This window comes from Pelomonas sp. Root1217 (assembly GCF_001425705.1).
In the GTDB taxonomy this organism is placed as follows: domain Bacteria; phylum Pseudomonadota; class Gammaproteobacteria; order Burkholderiales; family Burkholderiaceae_C; genus Pelomonas.
Window position 1 is genome coordinate 720551 of sequence record NZ_LMDC01000012.1, and the last position, 16217, is coordinate 736767.

Consider the following 16217-nt stretch of genomic DNA (forward strand, 5'->3'; position numbering starts at 1 on the left):
GACCTTGCTGTTTGCCGTCCGTCGCGCCGGTCCCTGAAGATTCGCTGATCGCGGCGTTCAGGCCAGCGGTGGCGCGGCGCAGAGTGAGCCGCTGGCGGAGATCGCGGGCGCGAGTGCGGTGATCACTTCGTCCAGCGCGGCATCGATCGCGGCGCCATGGATGCCGGCGATGCACGCCCGCTCCAGCCGCAGCGCGGCTTCGCGCAGCCCGTCCATGCCAAAGGTGCCGGCCAGGGATTGAAGGTCGTGCGCCAGGCGGCGACCCGCTGCTGCGTCGCCGGCGTTGCGCGCGGCGTCGAAGTCCTGTTCAAAGCTGCGGTACTTCTCGGCAAAGCCGGCGAGGGCGCGCCGCAGCAGCGCGGCGTCGCCGCCCAGGCGGCCCAGGGCGCCGGCCATGTCGATGCCCGGTGTGGGCAGGGCCGCGGCGGCAGCGCTGCCCTCGCTGACCACCGTACGAACCAGCGGCGCGCTGGGGCGCACCCAGCGCGCCAGGGTGGCATACAGGTGCGCCACGTTGATCGGCTTGGCGACGTGGTCGCTCATGCCGGCGGCGAGCGCCTTCTCGCGGTCGCCCAGCATCGCGTTGGCGGTCATGGCGATGATGGGCAGGTCGCGCCAGCGTGGCTGCTGGCGCAGCCGCTGCGTGGCCTCGAAGCCGTCCATCTCCGGCATCTGGCAGTCCATCAGCACGGCGTCGTAGTCGTGCGTGGCCAGCCGCTCCAGGGCTTCGCGGCCATTGCAGGCCATGTCCACGGCAACGCCTATCCGGCCGAGCAATTCGGCGGCGAGGTCGCGGTTGATCTCGTTGTCCTCCACGAGCAGCACGCGCGCGCCGTCCAGGCGCACGTCGAGCCGCGGTGGCAGCGAGGCGGCGGCGTGCTCGCCGCCCAGGCCCGACGCTTCGGCACAGGCGTCCAGCAGCGACCACGGCGTCACCGGCCGGGCCACTGTCACCGCGGCCACCGCCAGCGTGGGACTCAGATCCTGGCGGCCTGCCTCGGCCAGCAGCACCAGGGCCGGTGCGCCACCCGTGGTTTGGGCGGTGAGGCGGCGTGCGAAGTCGGCCAGGTCCAGGCCGGCCATTGGCTGCTCGAGCACGGCCAGGCCGTAGCCTTGGCTCCCGGCCGCCGCCAGCCGCGCCAGCGCCTCGGCGCCGTTGGCGGCGCAGTCGACCTGCAGCCCCGCCTGCGCGAGCGTCGCGGCATGCAGCCGGCGCGCCGCGGCATGCACGGCGACCACCAGCGCCCGCCGCCCGCGCAGGCCGGCAGCGGGTTGGGCGGCCGTCGCATCGGGCAGGGCCGCCAGGCTGAGCACGAACGAGAAGCGGCTGCCGCCGCCGGCCGGGCTGTCGACCTCGAGTTCGCCGCCCATCAGCCGCACGAGCTGACGGCTGATCGCCAGCCCCAGCCCGGTGCCGCCGTGGCGCCGGCTGGTTGCGGCGTCGGCCTGCTCGAAGGGCTCGAACAGGCGCTGCCTGAGTTCGTCGGAAATGCCCATGCCGGTGTCACTGACCGCAAAGCGCAGCACCGCCCGCTCGCGCTCGCGGCTCACCGTCTCGACGCTCACCCGCACCTCGCCGTGATCGGTGAACTTGACCGCGTTGCCGGCCAGGTTGAGCAGCACCTGGCCCAGGCGCACGGGGTCGCCCAGCAACTGCCGAGGCGGGTCACCCTGCACCGAGAACAGCAGTTCCAGCCCCTTGTCCTGCGCCTGCGGCCCCAACATGGAGGCTAGGTTGTCCAGCACCTCGGGCAGGTCGAAGGGCAGGGTCTCGACGATCAGTTTGCCGGCTTCGATCTTCGAGAAGTCGAGGATGTCGTTGAGGATGGTCAGCAGCGAGCGCGCCGCGCGGTTGACCTTCTGGATGTGTACCCGCTCGCGCGGCGGCAGCGCGCCTTCCAGCGCCAGGCCCGACATGCCGATGATCGCGTTCATCGGTGTGCGGATCTCGTGGCTCATGTTGGCGACGAAGGCGCTCTTGGCGATGCTGGCGGCTTCGGCGGCATCGCGCGCGTGGCTCAGCTCGGCGGTGCGCTGGCCCACGGTGTCCTCCAGGGCCGTGTGCTGGCGGCGCAGCTCGGCGTCGCGTTCGTGCAGCGCGCCCATCAGCGCGTTGAAACCCTCGCCCAGCCGGGCCAGTTCATCCGCGCCCTCGACCGGCACCCGGTGGTCGTAGTCGGCGCTGACGCGCACCTCGTCGACCACCGCCGCCAGCGTGGCCAGCGGCCGGCCGATGGAGCGTTGCAGCGCCCACAGCAGGCCCAGCATCACCGCGGCCCCCAGCAGCACCAGCGCAGCGCCGAAGGCGACCATGGCGGCCAGGTTCTGACGCTGCAGCTCGGCCAGGCTGGTGACCAGCACCAGGCGCGCATCGCCGTCCAGCGCTTGCACCCAGCGGGCCGCGCCGAGCCCGGTTGCCAGCGCGAAGCCCGGCTCGCTGCCGCCGCCCGGCGCGGCAGCTGGCCACTCGATGGCCTGCGGCGCGCGCAGCTGCGCGAGCAGCTGCCCGTCGGCCAGGCGCAACTCGGCGGACAGCACCAGCGGGTTGGGGCGCAGCGAGTCCAGGATCTCCTGCGCGCGCCGCGCGTCACCGAAGGCGACCGCCGCCTCGGCGCCGACGGCGATCAATTGCGCCATCGGTTCGACCTGGGCGCGGGCGCGCTGTTCGAGGGTCAGGCGCTGCACCAGCACCAGGCCGGCCGCGCCCGCGGCAAACACCAGCACCGCCGCCACCAGCAGCGACAGCATCAGCACGCTGCGGATGCGGCGCGGCCGCGCGGTGGTCACCGGAGCCTCCGCAGGCTGCCGTGCTCGACCACTTCGCTGGACACCTCGAGCAGCTTGGCCGGGATGCCCAGCGAGGACCGGCGTGCCTGGTCGAGATTGATGCTCATCTCGATGTGCTCGCCGGGCAGCAGGCGCACGACGCCGCCCTCGCTGAGGAACTCCGGCGCGTTGCCCACCGTCAGCACCGGCAGGCCGCTCAGCTGCGCCAGTGCCGCCCGGCGTACCGACGAACTGATGGCGCCGACGAAGACGATGTGGCAGCTGGCGAGCGCCTCGGGCGACACGGCGCGCCTGACGGTGAACGGCCGGCCCTGTTCGAGCCGGCCCTGAAAGGTCTGCTCCAGCGAGGCGTCGAAGTGGTTCTCGTCGACGGTGCAGACGTTCCAGGGCATGGCGCCGTCGGCAAAGGCCCGCGGGGGCCAGGTGACGTAGCGGGCGAAGTTGCGCATGAACGCGGCCTCGACCCGGGACTGCCGCTCGACCAGCGGCGCCTGGGCGCCGGCCGGCAGGCCGCCCAGCGCCCAGGCCAGGGCCGCCAGCGCGACGGAGCGTCCGAAACCCACGGCGGCCCTCACCAGGCCGCTTTCAAAGCCAGCAGCCACTCCCGGGGCCGCGAACGCGTGCTCTGCGAAGGGTGGTAGTGCTGGTCGAGCAGGTTCTTGCCGGACAGCTCGATCGACACGCGGCGCCCGCCGTCCAGCCAAGCGTAGCCCGCCAGGGCGTCGATCAGCGCATAGCTCTGCCGCGCCGCCGCCGGGCCCTCGGGCAACAGCGTCTGATCCCGCACGACGTGCGCCCCGCCGCCCAGGTAGAGGCCGCCAGAGAAATCATGCCGTGCCCAGAGGTTGAACAGATGCGGCGCGCTCATCTGCAGCCGCGCGCCGTGCAGCAGTTGGGCGCTCTTGTAGTTGATGCGCTCGGCGGCATTCAGCGTCGCCGGGTCGCGCGACAGCAGGGCCGCGTCGTTGCCGCTGTACTCCAGGATGCGGGCGGCGGTGCGGCTGTAGGCCAGGTAGATCTGCCAGCCCGCGGCCGGCAGCAGCGTGGCATCGAACTCGATGCCGCGCGAGCGCTGCTGGCCGCTCTGGACGTTGTAGATGATGACGTTGCCCGAGCTGTCGGTCTGCGCAAGGTCGTTGACGGCGTTGCGGTTGCGCAGGTCGAAGGCGGTCAGCGTGGCCGTGGCGCGGCCGTTCAGCAGCTCCGCCTTGACGCCCAGGTCCCAGCCGCTGCCGCGCGTGGGCAGGGCGGGTGTGCGCGTGCCGTCGGGCCGGTTCAGCACCTGCGCGACGGGCACGAAGGAGCGTGCGAACGAGGCGAACAGCGACCACTCGGGCGCCAGGCGCAGCAGGGCGCCGTATTGCGGCGTCAGCTCATGCGTGGAGAAGGGTTGGGATGCAGCGGTGATCCGGTCGTCGACCCGGGCACGCGCGGCGGTGTAGCGCAGGCCGGCCAGCAGCAGCAGGTCGTCGTCCAGCAGCCCGAGCGTGGCGCCGGCATAGGCCGAGCGGTCCGTCTGGTGCAGGCTGCGATCGGTGCGATTCTCGGTCAACGCCGACAGCGGGATGTCCACCTGGCGGTTCCAGCTCGTCGGGTCGCGCAGGTCCCACAGCGGCAGGGGCGAGGCGATGGGGCGGCTGCCGAGGGCTGGGTCGTTGGGCGCCTGCGCCGCCGTGTTGTCGAAGCGCCGCCTGAGCGACTGCGCGCCGAGCAGCAACCGCAGGCTGGCACGGTCGAAGCGGTACACGCCGACGCCGTCGGCGGTCAGCGTCTCGGCCTGGTTGGTGTAGGTCTGGCGACGCAGGCGGCGGCCCTGCAGAAACGTCTGGTTGTCGGACATGCCGAGGTTGCCGGAGAACAGCGCATCGATGGCGAAGCGCAGGCGTGAGTAGCCGGCGCGCAGATGCCAGTGGTCGCCGGCCTCGACATCGACCCAGCCGCTGGCGCCCGTGCTGTCGCTGCGGCGGTAGTCGACGTCGGACATGCTGTTCCAGTCGTCTGGCAGCCCCGGCACGTCGACACCGGCGCGGTTCGGGTCGGCCGCGGTCGGCACGAGGCCGGCCTGCCTACCATAGCCGGGCTTTTGCATCAGCTGCGGGGCTTCGCGCTTGCTGTACTGCTCGGCCTTGAGGGTGACGCTGACGCGGCGGTCCGGCATCCAGCGCAGCGAGGGAGCCAGGGTGGTGGCATGTGCGTCGTAGGGCCGCCAGTAGTGGATGTCCTGGTCGAACGAGGCCGCGACGCGCAGCAGCAGGTCGGGCCGCAGCGGCGTGCCCATGTCGGCGTCGAGCCGGTAGCGGCCGTAGCTGCCGGCGCCCACCTCGACCTCGGCGAAGGGCTGGGGCCGCGGGCTCTTCGTGATCACGTTGACGATGCCACCGGGCGCCACCTGGCCGTACAGGAAAGAAGATGGCCCCTTGACGATCTCGATGCGCGAAGCGCTGGTGAGGTCGAAGATCGACGGGCCGACGAAGCCGTCGCGCAGCACCTGGTAGGCGCCCGGCACCTGGCTCACCGCAAAGCCGCGGATCGCCAGGTTGGCATTGCCCTCATTGAAGTCGTTGCTCCGGTAGGTCACGCCCGGCGAGTAGCGGGCCACGTCGAACAGGCCCTGCGGCTTCTGGTCGCGGATGAAGGGCTCGTTGAAGGCCTGGATGGCGAACGGCAGCTCGTGGATCGGCGCATCGAAGCGCGAGGCGGACACGGCATGGGCGGCGCGATAGCCGCGATCGAGGTTGGCGGCGACGTCGAAAGGCGACAGCCGCACCTGCACGAGCTCGCCGATGTCGAGGTCGGCCACGCTGGAGGAACTCGCCGCCGCCCCGGCTGCAGCCGCCAGTCCGGCGGCCAGCAGCAACAGCTGCGCCGCGCCCGCGGCCCGCAAGCGCCTGTCGGTTCCTTGTCTCCCGCCCCCGGCTGCAGTCATCGATCACTCGATTCCATTGGGCTTGTTTGCGGCGAGTTTATGCCTGTGCGCCGCCGCCAGGGGCGGCCTGCCGTTCAGGCCTGCACGACGTTGCGGCCCTGGCCCTTGGCCCGGTACAGCGCCGCATCGGCGCGCGCCAGCACCGCGCTGCCGCTGGCATCGCCGCGCTCGGCCTCGGCGATGCCGAAGCTGGCACTGAGCGGCCAGTCCTGTTCCAGCCAGCGCAGGGGCGCCGTGTTGACCAGCCAGCGCATGCGCTCCGCCACCAGCGCCGCGCCGGCGATGTCGGTGTCGGGCAGCAGCACGCAGAATTCCTCGCCACCCAGGCGGCCAAATCGGTCCACCTCGCGCACGCAGGGCTGCAGCTCCTTGACCATCAGGCGCAGGGCCGCGTCGCCGGCGGCATGGCCCAGGGCGTCGTTGAGCTGCTTGAAGCGGTCCATGTCGATCATTACCAGCGCATAGCCGCGGCCGCGCGCCAGCCAGGCGTGGGCACGCTCCAGCGCCTGGTCGAAGGCGCGGCGGTTCAGCGTGTCGGTCAGCGGGTCGCGCTCCAGCAGGCGCTCGATGCGCGTGATCAAGCGCATCAGCACCAGGAAGGCCAGCGTCGCGTTCTGCAGCAAGGCCAGCACCAGCGCCGTCCACAGGAAGGCGATGTTGAACTCGGAGGGCACGCGCAGGTCGGGCGTGCGGCCGGGGTTGACGAAGGTCTCCAGGCCGCGCGCCGCCATCAGCGCCGCGATGAGGAACAGGGGCAGGGCCAGCGGCGCGGGCGTGCGCCGGCCGCCGGCCGAGCGCGCCAGGTTGCGCCAGGCGATGATGCCGGCTGCCAGCGTCAGCGCGGCGCCGGCACCGTTGACGATGCGGGCCTGCCAGCGCAGGTCGCCTTCATAAGGCAGCGCCAGCAGCAGCAGGGCCGTGGCGGCCACGACGACGGCACCGGGCTTCCAGTTCAGCGCCCGCGTCGTGATGCCTGGCACCGCCGCGCCGAGCAGCGCGAAGGAGGTGATGGCGAGCACGTCGCCGGGCCAGTAGGTGAGGGTGTCAGGCAGCACGCCGCGCAGTACATGCAGCGTCAACGAACCGGCAGCGGCAGCGTTCGCTCCGGCCATCGCCAGCGAGGCCCGCGGCGCGATGCGCGCGACCAGGGCCAGCGCCATCCAGACCAGGGTTGCCGCTGCAGCAACGAAGATGATGCTGGCCAGCAGCGTCAGGGTCTGGGCTGGCGTGATCATGCCGTGGCGATCCCGCCGAGGTGCGTTGCCACGCAGACGCGGTTGCGGCCCTCGGCCTTGGCGCGGTAGAGCTCGCCGTCGGCGCGCGCCATGCCGACTTCACCCCGCGGGTCGTCGGCCACCGGCAGGGCCACGCCGAAACTGGCCGACAGCGGCAGCTCTACGTCTTTCCAGCGCAGCGGCTGGGCGGCCAGGCTGTGGCGCAGGCGCTCGGCCACGCTGGCGGCGGTGGCGAGATCGGCCGGGCCGGTCAACGGCAACAGCGCGCAGAACTCCTCGCCGCCCAGGCGCCCGAGGCAGTCCACCTCGCGCAGGCAGGATTGCCAGACGCGCACGCAATGCTGCAGGGCCGCGTCGCCAGCTTGATGGCCATGCTGGTCGTTGACGCGCTTGAAGTGGTCGATGTCGATCATGGCCAGCGCGAAACCGCGGCCGCGCTGCAACTGGGCCTGGGCTTCGCCGAGCGCCTGCTCGAAGGCGCGGCGATTGAGGGCGCCGGTCAGCGGGTCGCGGTAGGTCAGGTGCTGGATGCGCCTGATGAGGCGCCAGATCATCAGCGCGATCAGGCTGATGGTGATGGCGGCGGTGACGACGAACCACAGCGCCGCGCGCGCCGGCGACGGCAGTTCGCCATTGAGGATGTGGTCGTCCCAGCCCGGCACGAGCAGCAGCTCCGCGGCGTGCGTCAGCGTCACGGCCGCCATTGCGGCGAAGGGCAGGGTGGTGCAGGCAGTGACGACGCGCGACAGTTGGCCGCCGATGCCACGAACGACCTCGCGCATGGACATCAGGGCCAGCAGCGCCACGCTGAAAGTGCTGGCCACCTGCGGCGCCAGGCCCGAGCCGCTGGCCAGGCCCAGTGCGATACCCATGGCGCCGAGGCCGCCTATCCAGCTGATGTCACGCGGGCGCTGGCGGCTGCGCAGCATGCGGCGCAGCGCCATCAGCAGCAGCACGGCACAGGCCAGCAGGCCGAATTCGGGAATGGCCTGGCGCAGCAGGCCGGGCCAGCCGGCCATGCAGTCGCCGCAGCCCTGGGAGGCGATGCGTACCAGATGAGCTGCGGCCATCAGCCGGCCGGCGCGCGGTGCGATGCGAAAGGTCTGCGCGAGCGTCAGCCAAGCCAGGGCCGCCATCAGATTGAAGAGGGCGCTGACCTTGAGGACCGTCGGGACGTCGAGGAATTCCATGCAGCTCGGGGTGATGGACGTGCATCTTCTCCGACAACGCCAAAATGCCGGCCATGTCGGCTTGGATATTGATCACCGGAGGCTCGCGTGGCATTGGTGCCGCGACGGCGCTGCGTTGCGCCGAGGCTGGCTGGGACGTGGCCATCAACTACGCCCAGGATAGCCTCGCTGCGGACAAGCTCGCGGCCAGATTGCACGGACTCGGCCGGCGCGCGCTGACCCTGCAGGCCGACGTGGCCGACGAAGTCCAGGTGGCGGCCATGTTCGAGCAATTGGACGCGGCCGGTGGCCGGCTGGCAGGCCTGGTCAACAACGCCGGCATCGTGGCGCCGGCGGCGCGGCTGGAGGCGATGACGACCGAGCGGTGGCGGCGCCTCTTCGACGTCAACGTGATCGGCACGCTGCTGTGCTGCCAGCAGGCCGCGCGGCGCATGAGCACCCGGCAGGGCGGCGCAGGCGGGGCGATCGTCAACCTCAGCTCGCGCGCGGCCGAGTTCGGCTCGGCGGGCATCTATGTGGACTACGCCGCCACCAAGGGCGCCATCGACACCCTGACCAAAGGCCTGGGGCGCGAACTGATCAGCGAGGGCATCCGCGTCAATGGCGTGCGGCCCGGCATCATCGAGACCGACATCCATGCGGCCAGCGGCATGGACGCGAGTAGCGCTGTGTCGACCATTCCGATCCAGCGCCTGGGCCGGCCCGAGGAGATCGCCGAGGCCATCGTCTGGCTGCTGAGCGATGCGGCCAGCTACACGGTCGGCACCTTGCTGGATGTGGCTGGAGGCCGCTAGCGCTTCTCGACCAGCGTCGATTCAACGCCACTCTCGTCGCGCAGCCGAACGGCGGCGGCACGCGCCTCGTCGGCGCTCGGGAAGGGCCCGGCGCGCAGCCGGTGCACGCCGCCCTCGCGGACGACGGTCAGCAGCGGCAGCAAAGTCAGGTCAGCCTCGGCAATGCGCTGGCGCAGGGCTTCCGCGCCGTCCAGCTTGGCAAAGGCGCCGAACTGCAACCAGGCGCCGGGGCCGGCAACCGTGCCCGCCATGTTGCCGGTCGTCTCGCGCTGCGGCGCGCCTGGCGGAGCGTCGGGCACGAAAACGGGCGCCGGTTCGCCCGCCGGCTTCTGGAAGGTGCCGGCGCGGATCTCGGCATAGGTGATGCGCCGCACCTCCACCGGCGCCACGCCGCGCAGCAGGTCGAGCTTGAGGGCGGCCGTGTAGCTGAGGTCGACGATGCGGCCCTTGTGGAAGGGGCCGCGGTCGTTGATGCGCACGATGACCTCGCGGCCGTTGGCCGGGTTGCGCACGCGGGCATAGCTCGGGATGGGCAAGGTCGCATGCGCGGCCGTCATGGCATACATGTTGTAGACCTCGCCGCTGGCGGTGGGCCGGCCGTGGAACTTGCGGCCGTACCAGGAGGCCAGGCCGCGGTCGGCGTAAGGCGCGTCTCCGGTGATGGGCTCGTAGCGCTCGCCCTGCACTTCATAAGGCTTGTTGGGCCCGCCGCTGCGCACGGGCTCGATACGCGGCGCGGCGTCGGGCACCTTGGCGAGGTCGGCCGGCGGGTTGGGCAGGGGACCGTCCCGCTCGATGCCCACCGGCGCCACGGCCGAGCGGGTCGCGCAGCCGGTCATCAGTGCAAGCAGCAGCAGTGCGATGGTCAGGCCAGTATGCTGCACGCTGTTCCTGCAATGTCGAAGCCATGCCATGAGCAATTTCGTCTTTCCTCCAGCCGAGATCCCCAGCGCCGCCGTGCGCGGCACGGACGCCCGTTACGCGGTCAGCCGCATCTTCTGCGTCGGCCGCAACTATGCCGATCATGCCCGCGAGATGGGCGCCGACCCGACGCGCGAGCCGCCGTTCTACTTCACCAAGCCGGCCACGGCACTGACGCCTTCGGGCTCGATGGTGCCCTACCCGAGCGAGACCCAAAACTACCACTACGAGATGGAGCTGGTGCTGGCCATCGGCGCGCCGGTCTTCAAGGTGACGCCCGATGCGGCGGTTGCCGCCATCTGGGGCTATGCCGCCGGCCTGGACATGACGCGCCGCGACCTGCAGGCGGTGGCCAAGGCGGCGGGCAGGCCCTGGGACACTGCCAAGGGCTTTGACCAGTCCGCCATCCTCGGCGACATCGTGCGCAAGAGCGAGCTGGGCCTGCTGGCCAAGGGCGCCATCACGCTGGCCGTGAACGGTGTCGAGAAGCAGCGCGGCGACCTGGCCGAGATGATCTGGAACCAGGCGGAGATCGTTTCCAACCTGAGCCACCTCTACCACCTGCATCCGGGCGACCTGATCTACACCGGCACGCCCGCCGGCGTCGGTGCCGTGGTGGCGGGGGACGTCATCGTCGGGCGCATCGAAGGCCTGGGCGAGATCACGCTGACCATCGGCCCGGCGGAGTGACGATGTTTTCCACCGAAGAGACTTTGGCGCAGGCGCGCTCGCGCAATATCCACGAGGCCTTGGCCGAGGACATCGGCAAATGCGACTGGACGGCGCTGCTCGTTCCCGCGGGTCGGCGCGTGGCCGCCCAGGTGCGTGTGCGCGAGGCCGCGGTGCTGTGCGGCCGCGACTGGTTCGACGGCGTGTTCGCTGCACTGGATGCAACGGCGCGCATCGAGTGGCTGTACGAGGAAGGCGCCGGGATGGTGGCGGACAGCATCGCCTGCCGCGTCGAGGCCGATGGCCGTGCGCTGTTGAGCGCCGAGCGGCCGGCGCTGAACTTCCTGCAGCTGCTGTCGGGCACGGCGACGATCACGCGCGAGTATGTTGACGCCGTGGCCGGCGCCAGCACCAACCCTCGCGGCTGCGCCATCCTGGACACGCGCAAGACCATCCCCGGCCTGCGCCTGGCGCAGAAGTACGCGGTGCGCGTCGGCGGCGGGCAGAACCAGAGGCTGGCGCTCTATGCCGGCATCCTCATCAAGGAAAACCACATCGCCGCGGCGGGTGGCGTGGGCGCTGCCCTGCGTGCGGCGCAGGCGCTGAATGCAGGTGTGGACATCCAGATCGAAGTCGAGACGATCGCGCAGCTGCGCGAGGCGCTGGATGCCGGCGCCGTCAGCGTGCTGCTGGACAACTTCAGCGAGGCGCAGATGCGCGAGGCCGTGGCGGTGAATGCCAGCCGGGCGCTGCTGGAGGTATCGGGCGGCGTCGCGCTGGATCAGCTGCGCTGGATCGCCGCGACCGGGGTGGACCGCATCTCCATCGGTCGCCTGACCAAGGACGTCAGGGCCGTGGACTACTCGATGCGGGTGCTGGGCCCGGCCTGAGGCGCAGCGCCTACGGTCAGGCGGCGGGCGGATTGACCTCGAACCAGGGTTCGTTGGGCAGATCGTCGAAGACCTTGCGCAGCCCGGCGCTCCAGCCCTTGCGCAGGGCCTGGAAATAGGGGTCGTCACGCTCGATGCGGTGCGGCGGTTTCATGGCCATGTCGAACTGGTTGGCGCGCAGCATCAGCATGTCAATAGGCAGGCCAACGGACAGATTGGACTGGATGGTCGAGTCAAAGCTGACCAGAGTGCACTTGGCGGCTTCGTCCAGCGCCGTCGTGTCATAGCGGACGACGCGGTCGATGATGGGCTTGCCGTATTTGCTCTCGCCGATCTGGAAGTAAGGGGTGTCCTCGGTCGCCTCGATAAAGTTGCCCTGCGGGTAGACATGGAAGAGGCGCGGCCCCTCGCCTTTGATCTGGCCGCCAAGCAACATGTTGGCGCCGAAGTCCACGCCGCCGTGCTGGTTGTCGCTGTCGCGGTTGACGATCTCCTTGAGCGTGCGGCCCAAGAGCACCGCGGCGTCGTAGAGGGTGGGCACGTTGAGCAGGTGTTCAGCGTCGCCATGCAGGCGCTGGTTCAGCACCGAGATGACCGATTGGGTCGTCGCCAGGTTGCCCGCGGTCAGGATCACGATCTCGCGCTGGTGCGGGATCTGGAACTGGTACATCTTGCGAAAGCTCGCGATGTGGTCGACGCCCGCATTGGTGCGGGTGTCGGAGGCGAACAGCAGGCCCGCACGCAGGCGCATGGCGACGCAATAGGTCATGGGGTGGTCCTGGCGAATGAGCTGGAGGGCATGTTACGGCCGGCCTGTGCCCTTGCCGGTGCAGCGGGCAGGCAGCCCAGACCGCGCAGCGAGGTCTCGACGGCTTCATCCAGCGGCGTGTGCGGCTCGCGGCCCAGGGCGGCGACGAGGCGGCTGTTGTCCATGCGCACCGGTTGGCGCCACAGATAGCGCATCTCACGCATTTCCTTGAAGGTCGCGACGAAGGGCGAGGCAAGGTTCAGCAGCCACCAGGGGAAGGCAGAGATGCGCGGCGGCTTGCCGCCTTGGGCGGCAACGACGCGCTGGATGGCTTCGGCCAGCTCGCGGCCGGTGGCGTCCCAGTGGCCGGCCATGTGGAAGTTGGCAAATGCGGGCAGGGTCGCGCGCCGGTCCAGCAGCTCCACCATCGTGCGGGCGACATCGGGCAGGTAGGCCCATTGATGGCCAGCGCCGGCGGCGGCCGGGTTGCTGATGGACGTCACCGGTTTGTCGGGCTTTACCAGGCTTTGCGAAAACCAGTTGTTGCCAACCCGCGGCCCGAAAAAGTCGCCGGCGCGAAGCACGATGACGCGCAGCCCGGCCTCGCTGGCCGCCCGCAACCGCGCCTCCATCTCGGCGCGGATGGCGCCCTTGCGCGTCACGGGGCGCTGCGGCGCGTCCTCGCGCAGCAGCGGGAAGGCATCGGGGCCATAGTTGTAGACCGTGCCCGGCAGCAGCAGCGTCGCGCCCTGGGCGCGGGCGGCGGCGATGCTGTGCTCCAGCATCGGCAGCACGAGGCGGTCCCAGTCCCGATAGCCCGGCGGGTTGACGGCATGCACGATGACATCGCAGCCCTGTGCGGCGCCGAGCACGTCGGCCGCGTTCAGCGCATCGCCGCGCAGCCATTGGATGCCGTCGGCGTGCTCATGCGCCGCGGGGAGGCCACGCTTCAGCCCCTTGACCACCCAGCCCGCGTCGCGCAACTGGCGCGCCACCTCACCACCAATGCCGCCGCTCGCGCCGAGCACCAGGACCGTCTTGCTGCTTGTTTCCATGTCGTTCTCCAGAGTTGATGGAACGGATTCTGGGAAGTGACGAGCTGATTGGGAATTGCTGAAGATGGTGGCGCAGCTATACATTCATGCATGGCTTCGACCTTGCCCTGGGACCTGCTGCACACCTTTCTCGGCGTGCTGCGCGAGGGTTCGCTGTCGGGCGCGGCGCGGGCGCTGGGGCTGACGCAGCCCACCGTCGGGCGCCATGTCGCCGCGCTGGAGCAGGCGCTCGGCCAGCCCCTCTTCACCCGCTCGCCCACCGGCCTGCTGGCCACGGAGGCGGCGCTGGCCCTGCGCGGCCACGCCGAGCAGATGGAAGCCGCGGCAGCCGCGCTGCAGCGGGCGGCGACAGCGCGTGGTGACGAAGTGCGGGGTACGGTGCGGGTGACGGCCAGCGAGGTCATCGGCGTCGAGGTGCTGGCAGGCGTCTTCGCCACGCTACGCGAGGCCCACCCCGGCCTGGTCCTGGAGCTGGCCCTTAGCAACCAGCTGCAGGACCTGCTGCGCCGCGAAGCCGACATCGCCGTGCGCATGACGCCGCCCGAGCAGGGGCAGCTGATCGCGCGCCGCATCGGCAGCATTGAGCTGGGACTGCATGCGCGGCCCGACTATCTCGACCGCCACGGCCGGCCGGCGACGTTGGCCGAGCTGCAGGGCCACGCGCTGATCGGCTTCGACACCGTGACGCCCTTCATCCGCGCCGGGTCCAAGCGCCTGGGCGGCATCAGCCGCGACAGCTTTGCGCTGCGCAGCGATTCCGATCTCGCCCAGCTCGCACTCGTTCGCGCTGGCGCCGGCATCGGCACGTGTCAGGTCGCACTGGCGCGGCGGGCACCGGTGCTGGAGCGTGTGCTGGCCGACCAGTTCGCCTGGCCGCTGGAGACCTGGGTCGCGATGCACGAAGACCTGCGCCAGAACACGCCCTGCCGGGTCGTCTTCGAGGCGCTGGTGGACGGGCTCACGCGCCACATCGCCATCTGAGGCTCAGCGCACGGGATTCGATGCCGGCGCGGACGCCGGTCCCGAGGCCGGCGGGAAGGAGGGCGGCGATGAGGCGGGCGAAGACGGTGGCGGCAGTGGCGGCGGCGCAGCCTGCGCGGTAGCGGCGTCGGCCGACGGCAGCGGCTGCTGCTCGGAACGGCAGGCCGCCAGCGGCGCCACGGCGACCACGGCCGCGAGCGTCAGTGCGCAGCGACAGAACGTCAAGGCAGGGAGTGACATGGGAACCTCTCGGCAGCGCAAATGGATGCGTTACTTCTTGGGCGCGACGCTGAGTGCCTGGGCCATCTCCAGGTGGTGCCTCAGGCCGGGCAGGGTCCTTTCGGCCCAGGCCTTGATCTCGGGGTCCTTGGCGTTCTGGGCAGCGTCCTGGAAGAGTTTGATCGTGTCCTGATGGGCCTTCACGCCGAAGGTCTTGGCGTAGCGTTCGTCGAACTTGTCGTTGTCGCCAGCGTCGATGAGCTTGATCTCGGCCTTCTGCTTGACGGAAGGGCCGTCGGGCAGCGTGACGTTCTTGCTGGCAGCCAAGGCCTTGAGCTCATCGGCCACCTTGGTGTGGTCGGCGATCATCGAATCGGCGAAGGACTTCACATCGGCTTTCTTGGCCTTGGTCTGTGCGAGCTTGCTGGCCTCGATCTCGGCCGCGCCGGCGTGAGCGGCCTCCTTCATGAAGGATTTGTCCGAACGGGCGTAGGCCTGGCTGGCAAAGGCGGCGCTGGCAAGCAGCAGTGTGACGCTCATGAATTTCTGGGCGGTGCGCATAGGGGCTCCTTGACGGGTTGGGGCGGATGACTGAAGCCGGCATGCCAACGGCACCACCGGACTAACGCCCAATCTAGGCGGCGGTGCATGCCGACGGCGTCAGCCGAGGACGAAGCCGCTGTAGGAGAACCGGCGGCCGGCAGCTTCCGACAGCCACGCGTGGCGCCGGCCGACATCCCGCTGGCCTCCCGCTGTGTAGGCTGCAGGATCAGTCAACGCCAAGGAGTCGACATGCAAGACGACCACAGCCGCAGCTATCCGTCGGACAACGACGTGAACACCGAAGAAGACCTCAGCGGCCCGGCCGCCGCGAAGAAGATCACCGACCTCGTCAAGGCCGGCAGCAGCTGCTTCTTCTGCACCCTCGGCATGGGCTCGCGGCAGCTGCATGCGCGGCCGATGAGCGTCATCGAGGTCGACGACAGCGGTGCCCTTTGGTTCTTCAGCGAGATCGACAGCCTGAAGAACATCGAACTCGACCGCGATCCGCGCGTCACGCTGTTCTTCAAGGAGGGCGACAACGGCGGCCACCTCAAGCTCGACGGCAGCGTCGAGCAGGTCACCGACAAGGCCACCATCCACCGGCTCTGGAGCCCCAAGCTGCGGGCCTGGTTCACGCAAGGCGAGGACGATCCCCGCATCTGCGTGCTGCGCGTGGACCCGATCAGCGGCGAATACTGGGACAACCGCCACGGCAGCGCGATTGCCGGCCTCAAGATGCTGTTCGGCGCCATCACGGCACAGCGCGTTGACGAGGGCGTGCATGGGCATTTGAAGCTTTGAGGCTGGCCCCCGGCGCGGCGTCCAGCAAAAAGAGCATCGGCCGCCCTGGCCGGCAGCGACTTGCACAACACGTACTTCGCGAACGACTTCATCTAAAGCAGTGCCTCGGGTGGCGGCTTTGCGTTCCTCAATCCCGGGACGACGCTTCAGATCTCGCTAGACAACATGGGCAACGGCACTTACGCAGGCTATCTGTATGAACAGGCGTCTGCCTATACGGTATTCACGACTGCAGTGCCCGAACCGCAAAGCGCCGCGCTGCTGCTGGCGGGTCTGGCACTGCTGAGCGCTGGAGTCGAGCGCCGCCAGTCCTAACGCTGCTAAGTCGGGAGAGCCGGTCATTGTGAGCGGGCCGATGTCGTCGCCCATCAGGTCGTCAGCGACGGTTTAAGCAGATCCAACTCCCCGCTCAAGGACGTCGCCAAACGACTTGAAGCGGCACTGGCAGGCGATCAACG

At 70.1% G+C, this 16217-nt stretch carries 16 protein-coding genes; 6 read left to right on the top strand and 10 right to left on the bottom strand.

Annotation, left to right across the window (positions count from 1 at the left end; all coding sequences use genetic code 11):
• Positions 1-57: 57 nt before the first annotated feature.
• The 5 genes from ASC95_RS12275 to ASC95_RS12295 all read right to left on the bottom strand — a co-directional run bounded on the left by ASC95_RS12275 (position 58) and on the right by ASC95_RS12295 (position 8138).
• Positions 58-2787 (bottom strand): response regulator, encoded by a 2730-nt coding sequence (locus ASC95_RS12275; RefSeq protein ID WP_057297974.1) that lies wholly within the window; start codon positions 2785-2787, stop codon positions 58-60.
• Positions 2784-3350: a YfiR family protein gene (locus tag ASC95_RS12280; protein ID WP_157256219.1), complete on the bottom strand. Its 567-nt coding sequence runs from the start codon at positions 3348-3350 to the stop codon at positions 2784-2786. Before ASC95_RS12280 ends, ASC95_RS12275 begins: the two co-directional genes overlap by 4 nt.
• An 8-nt stretch (positions 3351-3358) precedes the next feature.
• Positions 3359-5671, bottom strand: a complete 2313-nt coding sequence (locus ASC95_RS12285; RefSeq protein WP_057297976.1) for a TonB-dependent siderophore receptor — start codon at positions 5669-5671, stop codon at positions 3359-3361.
• Positions 5672-5787: 116 nt separating this feature from the next.
• The gene (locus tag ASC95_RS12290) at positions 5788-6948 is read right to left on the bottom strand and encodes a diguanylate cyclase (RefSeq protein WP_057297977.1); all 1161 of its coding nucleotides are present in this window, start codon (positions 6946-6948) and stop codon (positions 5788-5790) included.
• The gene (locus ASC95_RS12295; RefSeq protein WP_057297978.1) at positions 6945-8138 is read right to left on the bottom strand and encodes a GGDEF domain-containing protein; all 1194 of its coding nucleotides are present in this window, start codon (positions 8136-8138) and stop codon (positions 6945-6947) included. The genes ASC95_RS12290 and ASC95_RS12295 overlap by 4 nt, the downstream gene beginning before the upstream one ends.
• Positions 8139-8191: 53 nt before the next feature.
• Between ASC95_RS12295 and ASC95_RS12300 the strand changes: the two genes are divergently transcribed.
• Positions 8192-8932: an SDR family oxidoreductase gene (locus ASC95_RS12300; protein ID WP_057297979.1), complete on the top strand. Its 741-nt coding sequence runs from the start codon at positions 8192-8194 to the stop codon at positions 8930-8932.
• On the opposite strand, the gene ASC95_RS12305 is transcribed toward ASC95_RS12300, so the two are convergent.
• A complete protein-coding gene (locus ASC95_RS12305) occupies positions 8929-9816 on the bottom strand; it encodes a septal ring lytic transglycosylase RlpA family protein (RefSeq protein WP_057297980.1) in 888 nt (295 codons plus the stop codon). The two genes, ASC95_RS12300 and ASC95_RS12305, sit on opposite strands and share 4 nt — an antisense overlap.
• A 28-nt stretch (positions 9817-9844) precedes the next feature.
• Between ASC95_RS12305 and ASC95_RS12310 the strand changes: the two genes are divergently transcribed.
• Positions 9845-10543 (top strand): fumarylacetoacetate hydrolase family protein, encoded by a 699-nt coding sequence (locus ASC95_RS12310; protein WP_057297981.1) that lies wholly within the window; start codon positions 9845-9847, stop codon positions 10541-10543.
• A 2-nt stretch (positions 10544-10545) separates the two neighbouring features.
• Positions 10546-11412: a carboxylating nicotinate-nucleotide diphosphorylase gene (gene nadC / locus ASC95_RS12315; protein WP_057297982.1), complete on the top strand. Its 867-nt coding sequence runs from the start codon at positions 10546-10548 to the stop codon at positions 11410-11412.
• Positions 11413-11428: 16 nt separating this feature from the next.
• Here the strand turns inward: nadC and ASC95_RS12320 are convergent, their stop codons facing one another.
• Together ASC95_RS12320 and ASC95_RS12325 are read right to left on the bottom strand one after the other, a co-directional pair.
• Complete coding sequence (locus tag ASC95_RS12320; RefSeq protein WP_057297983.1) at positions 11429-12181, bottom strand: proteasome-type protease; 753 nt, start codon at positions 12179-12181, stop codon at positions 11429-11431.
• Positions 12178-13215: an NAD-dependent epimerase/dehydratase family protein gene (locus ASC95_RS12325; RefSeq protein ID WP_057297984.1), complete on the bottom strand. Its 1038-nt coding sequence runs from the start codon at positions 13213-13215 to the stop codon at positions 12178-12180. The genes ASC95_RS12320 and ASC95_RS12325 overlap by 4 nt, the downstream gene beginning before the upstream one ends.
• 90 nt (positions 13216-13305) lie before the next feature.
• Between ASC95_RS12325 and ASC95_RS12330 the strand changes: the two genes are divergently transcribed.
• Positions 13306-14196, top strand: coding sequence for a LysR family transcriptional regulator (locus ASC95_RS12330; RefSeq protein ID WP_057297985.1), 891 nt, complete (start codon positions 13306-13308; stop codon positions 14194-14196).
• A gap of 3 nt (positions 14197-14199) precedes the next feature.
• Here the strand turns inward: ASC95_RS12330 and ASC95_RS30625 are convergent, their stop codons facing one another.
• Both ASC95_RS30625 and ASC95_RS12335 read right to left on the bottom strand, forming a co-directional pair.
• Positions 14200-14436: a hypothetical protein gene (locus ASC95_RS30625; RefSeq protein ID WP_157256222.1), complete on the bottom strand. Its 237-nt coding sequence runs from the start codon at positions 14434-14436 to the stop codon at positions 14200-14202.
• A gap of 30 nt (positions 14437-14466) precedes the next feature.
• The gene (locus ASC95_RS12335) at positions 14467-14976 is read right to left on the bottom strand and encodes a DUF4142 domain-containing protein (RefSeq protein ID WP_057297986.1); all 510 of its coding nucleotides are present in this window, start codon (positions 14974-14976) and stop codon (positions 14467-14469) included.
• Positions 14977-15207: 231 nt separating this feature from the next.
• Here ASC95_RS12335 and ASC95_RS12340 point away from each other — a divergent pair, with 231 nt between their 5' ends.
• Both ASC95_RS12340 and ASC95_RS30630 read left to right on the top strand, forming a co-directional pair.
• Entirely contained in the window at positions 15208-15759 is a 552-nt protein-coding gene (locus ASC95_RS12340) for a pyridoxamine 5'-phosphate oxidase family protein (RefSeq protein WP_057297987.1), read from the top strand.
• 165 nt (positions 15760-15924) lie between these two features.
• Positions 15925-16074: a PEP-CTERM sorting domain-containing protein gene (locus tag ASC95_RS30630; RefSeq protein WP_157256225.1), complete on the top strand. Its 150-nt coding sequence runs from the start codon at positions 15925-15927 to the stop codon at positions 16072-16074.
• Positions 16075-16217: the final 143 nt, after the last annotated feature.

Excerpts from the sequence above, each read along its gene's own strand:
- ASC95_RS12310 (WP_057297981.1), top strand. The coding sequence starts at position 9,845 with ATGAGCAATTTCGTCTTTCCTCCAGCCGAGATCCCCAGCGCCGCCGTG.
- ASC95_RS12330 (WP_057297985.1), top strand. The coding sequence starts at position 13,306 with ATGGCTTCGACCTTGCCCTGGGACCTGCTGCACACCTTTCTCGGCGTG.
- ASC95_RS12320 (WP_057297983.1), bottom strand. The coding sequence starts at position 12,181 with ATGACCTATTGCGTCGCCATGCGCCTGCGTGCGGGCCTGCTGTTCGCC.
- nadC (WP_057297982.1), top strand. The coding sequence starts at position 10,546 with ATGTTTTCCACCGAAGAGACTTTGGCGCAGGCGCGCTCGCGCAATATC.
- ASC95_RS12340 (WP_057297987.1), top strand. The coding sequence starts at position 15,208 with ATGCAAGACGACCACAGCCGCAGCTATCCGTCGGACAACGACGTGAAC.
- ASC95_RS12325 (WP_057297984.1), bottom strand. The coding sequence starts at position 13,215 with ATGGAAACAAGCAGCAAGACGGTCCTGGTGCTCGGCGCGAGCGGCGGC.
- ASC95_RS12335 (WP_057297986.1), bottom strand. The coding sequence starts at position 14,976 with ATGCGCACCGCCCAGAAATTCATGAGCGTCACACTGCTGCTTGCCAGC.
- ASC95_RS30625 (WP_157256222.1), bottom strand. The coding sequence starts at position 14,436 with ATGTCACTCCCTGCCTTGACGTTCTGTCGCTGCGCACTGACGCTCGCG.
- ASC95_RS30630 (WP_157256225.1), top strand. The coding sequence starts at position 15,925 with ATGGGCAACGGCACTTACGCAGGCTATCTGTATGAACAGGCGTCTGCC.
- ASC95_RS12300 (WP_057297979.1), top strand. The coding sequence starts at position 8,192 with ATGTCGGCTTGGATATTGATCACCGGAGGCTCGCGTGGCATTGGTGCC.
- ASC95_RS12295 (WP_057297978.1), bottom strand. The coding sequence starts at position 8,138 with ATGGAATTCCTCGACGTCCCGACGGTCCTCAAGGTCAGCGCCCTCTTC.
- ASC95_RS12290 (WP_057297977.1), bottom strand. The coding sequence starts at position 6,948 with ATGATCACGCCAGCCCAGACCCTGACGCTGCTGGCCAGCATCATCTTC.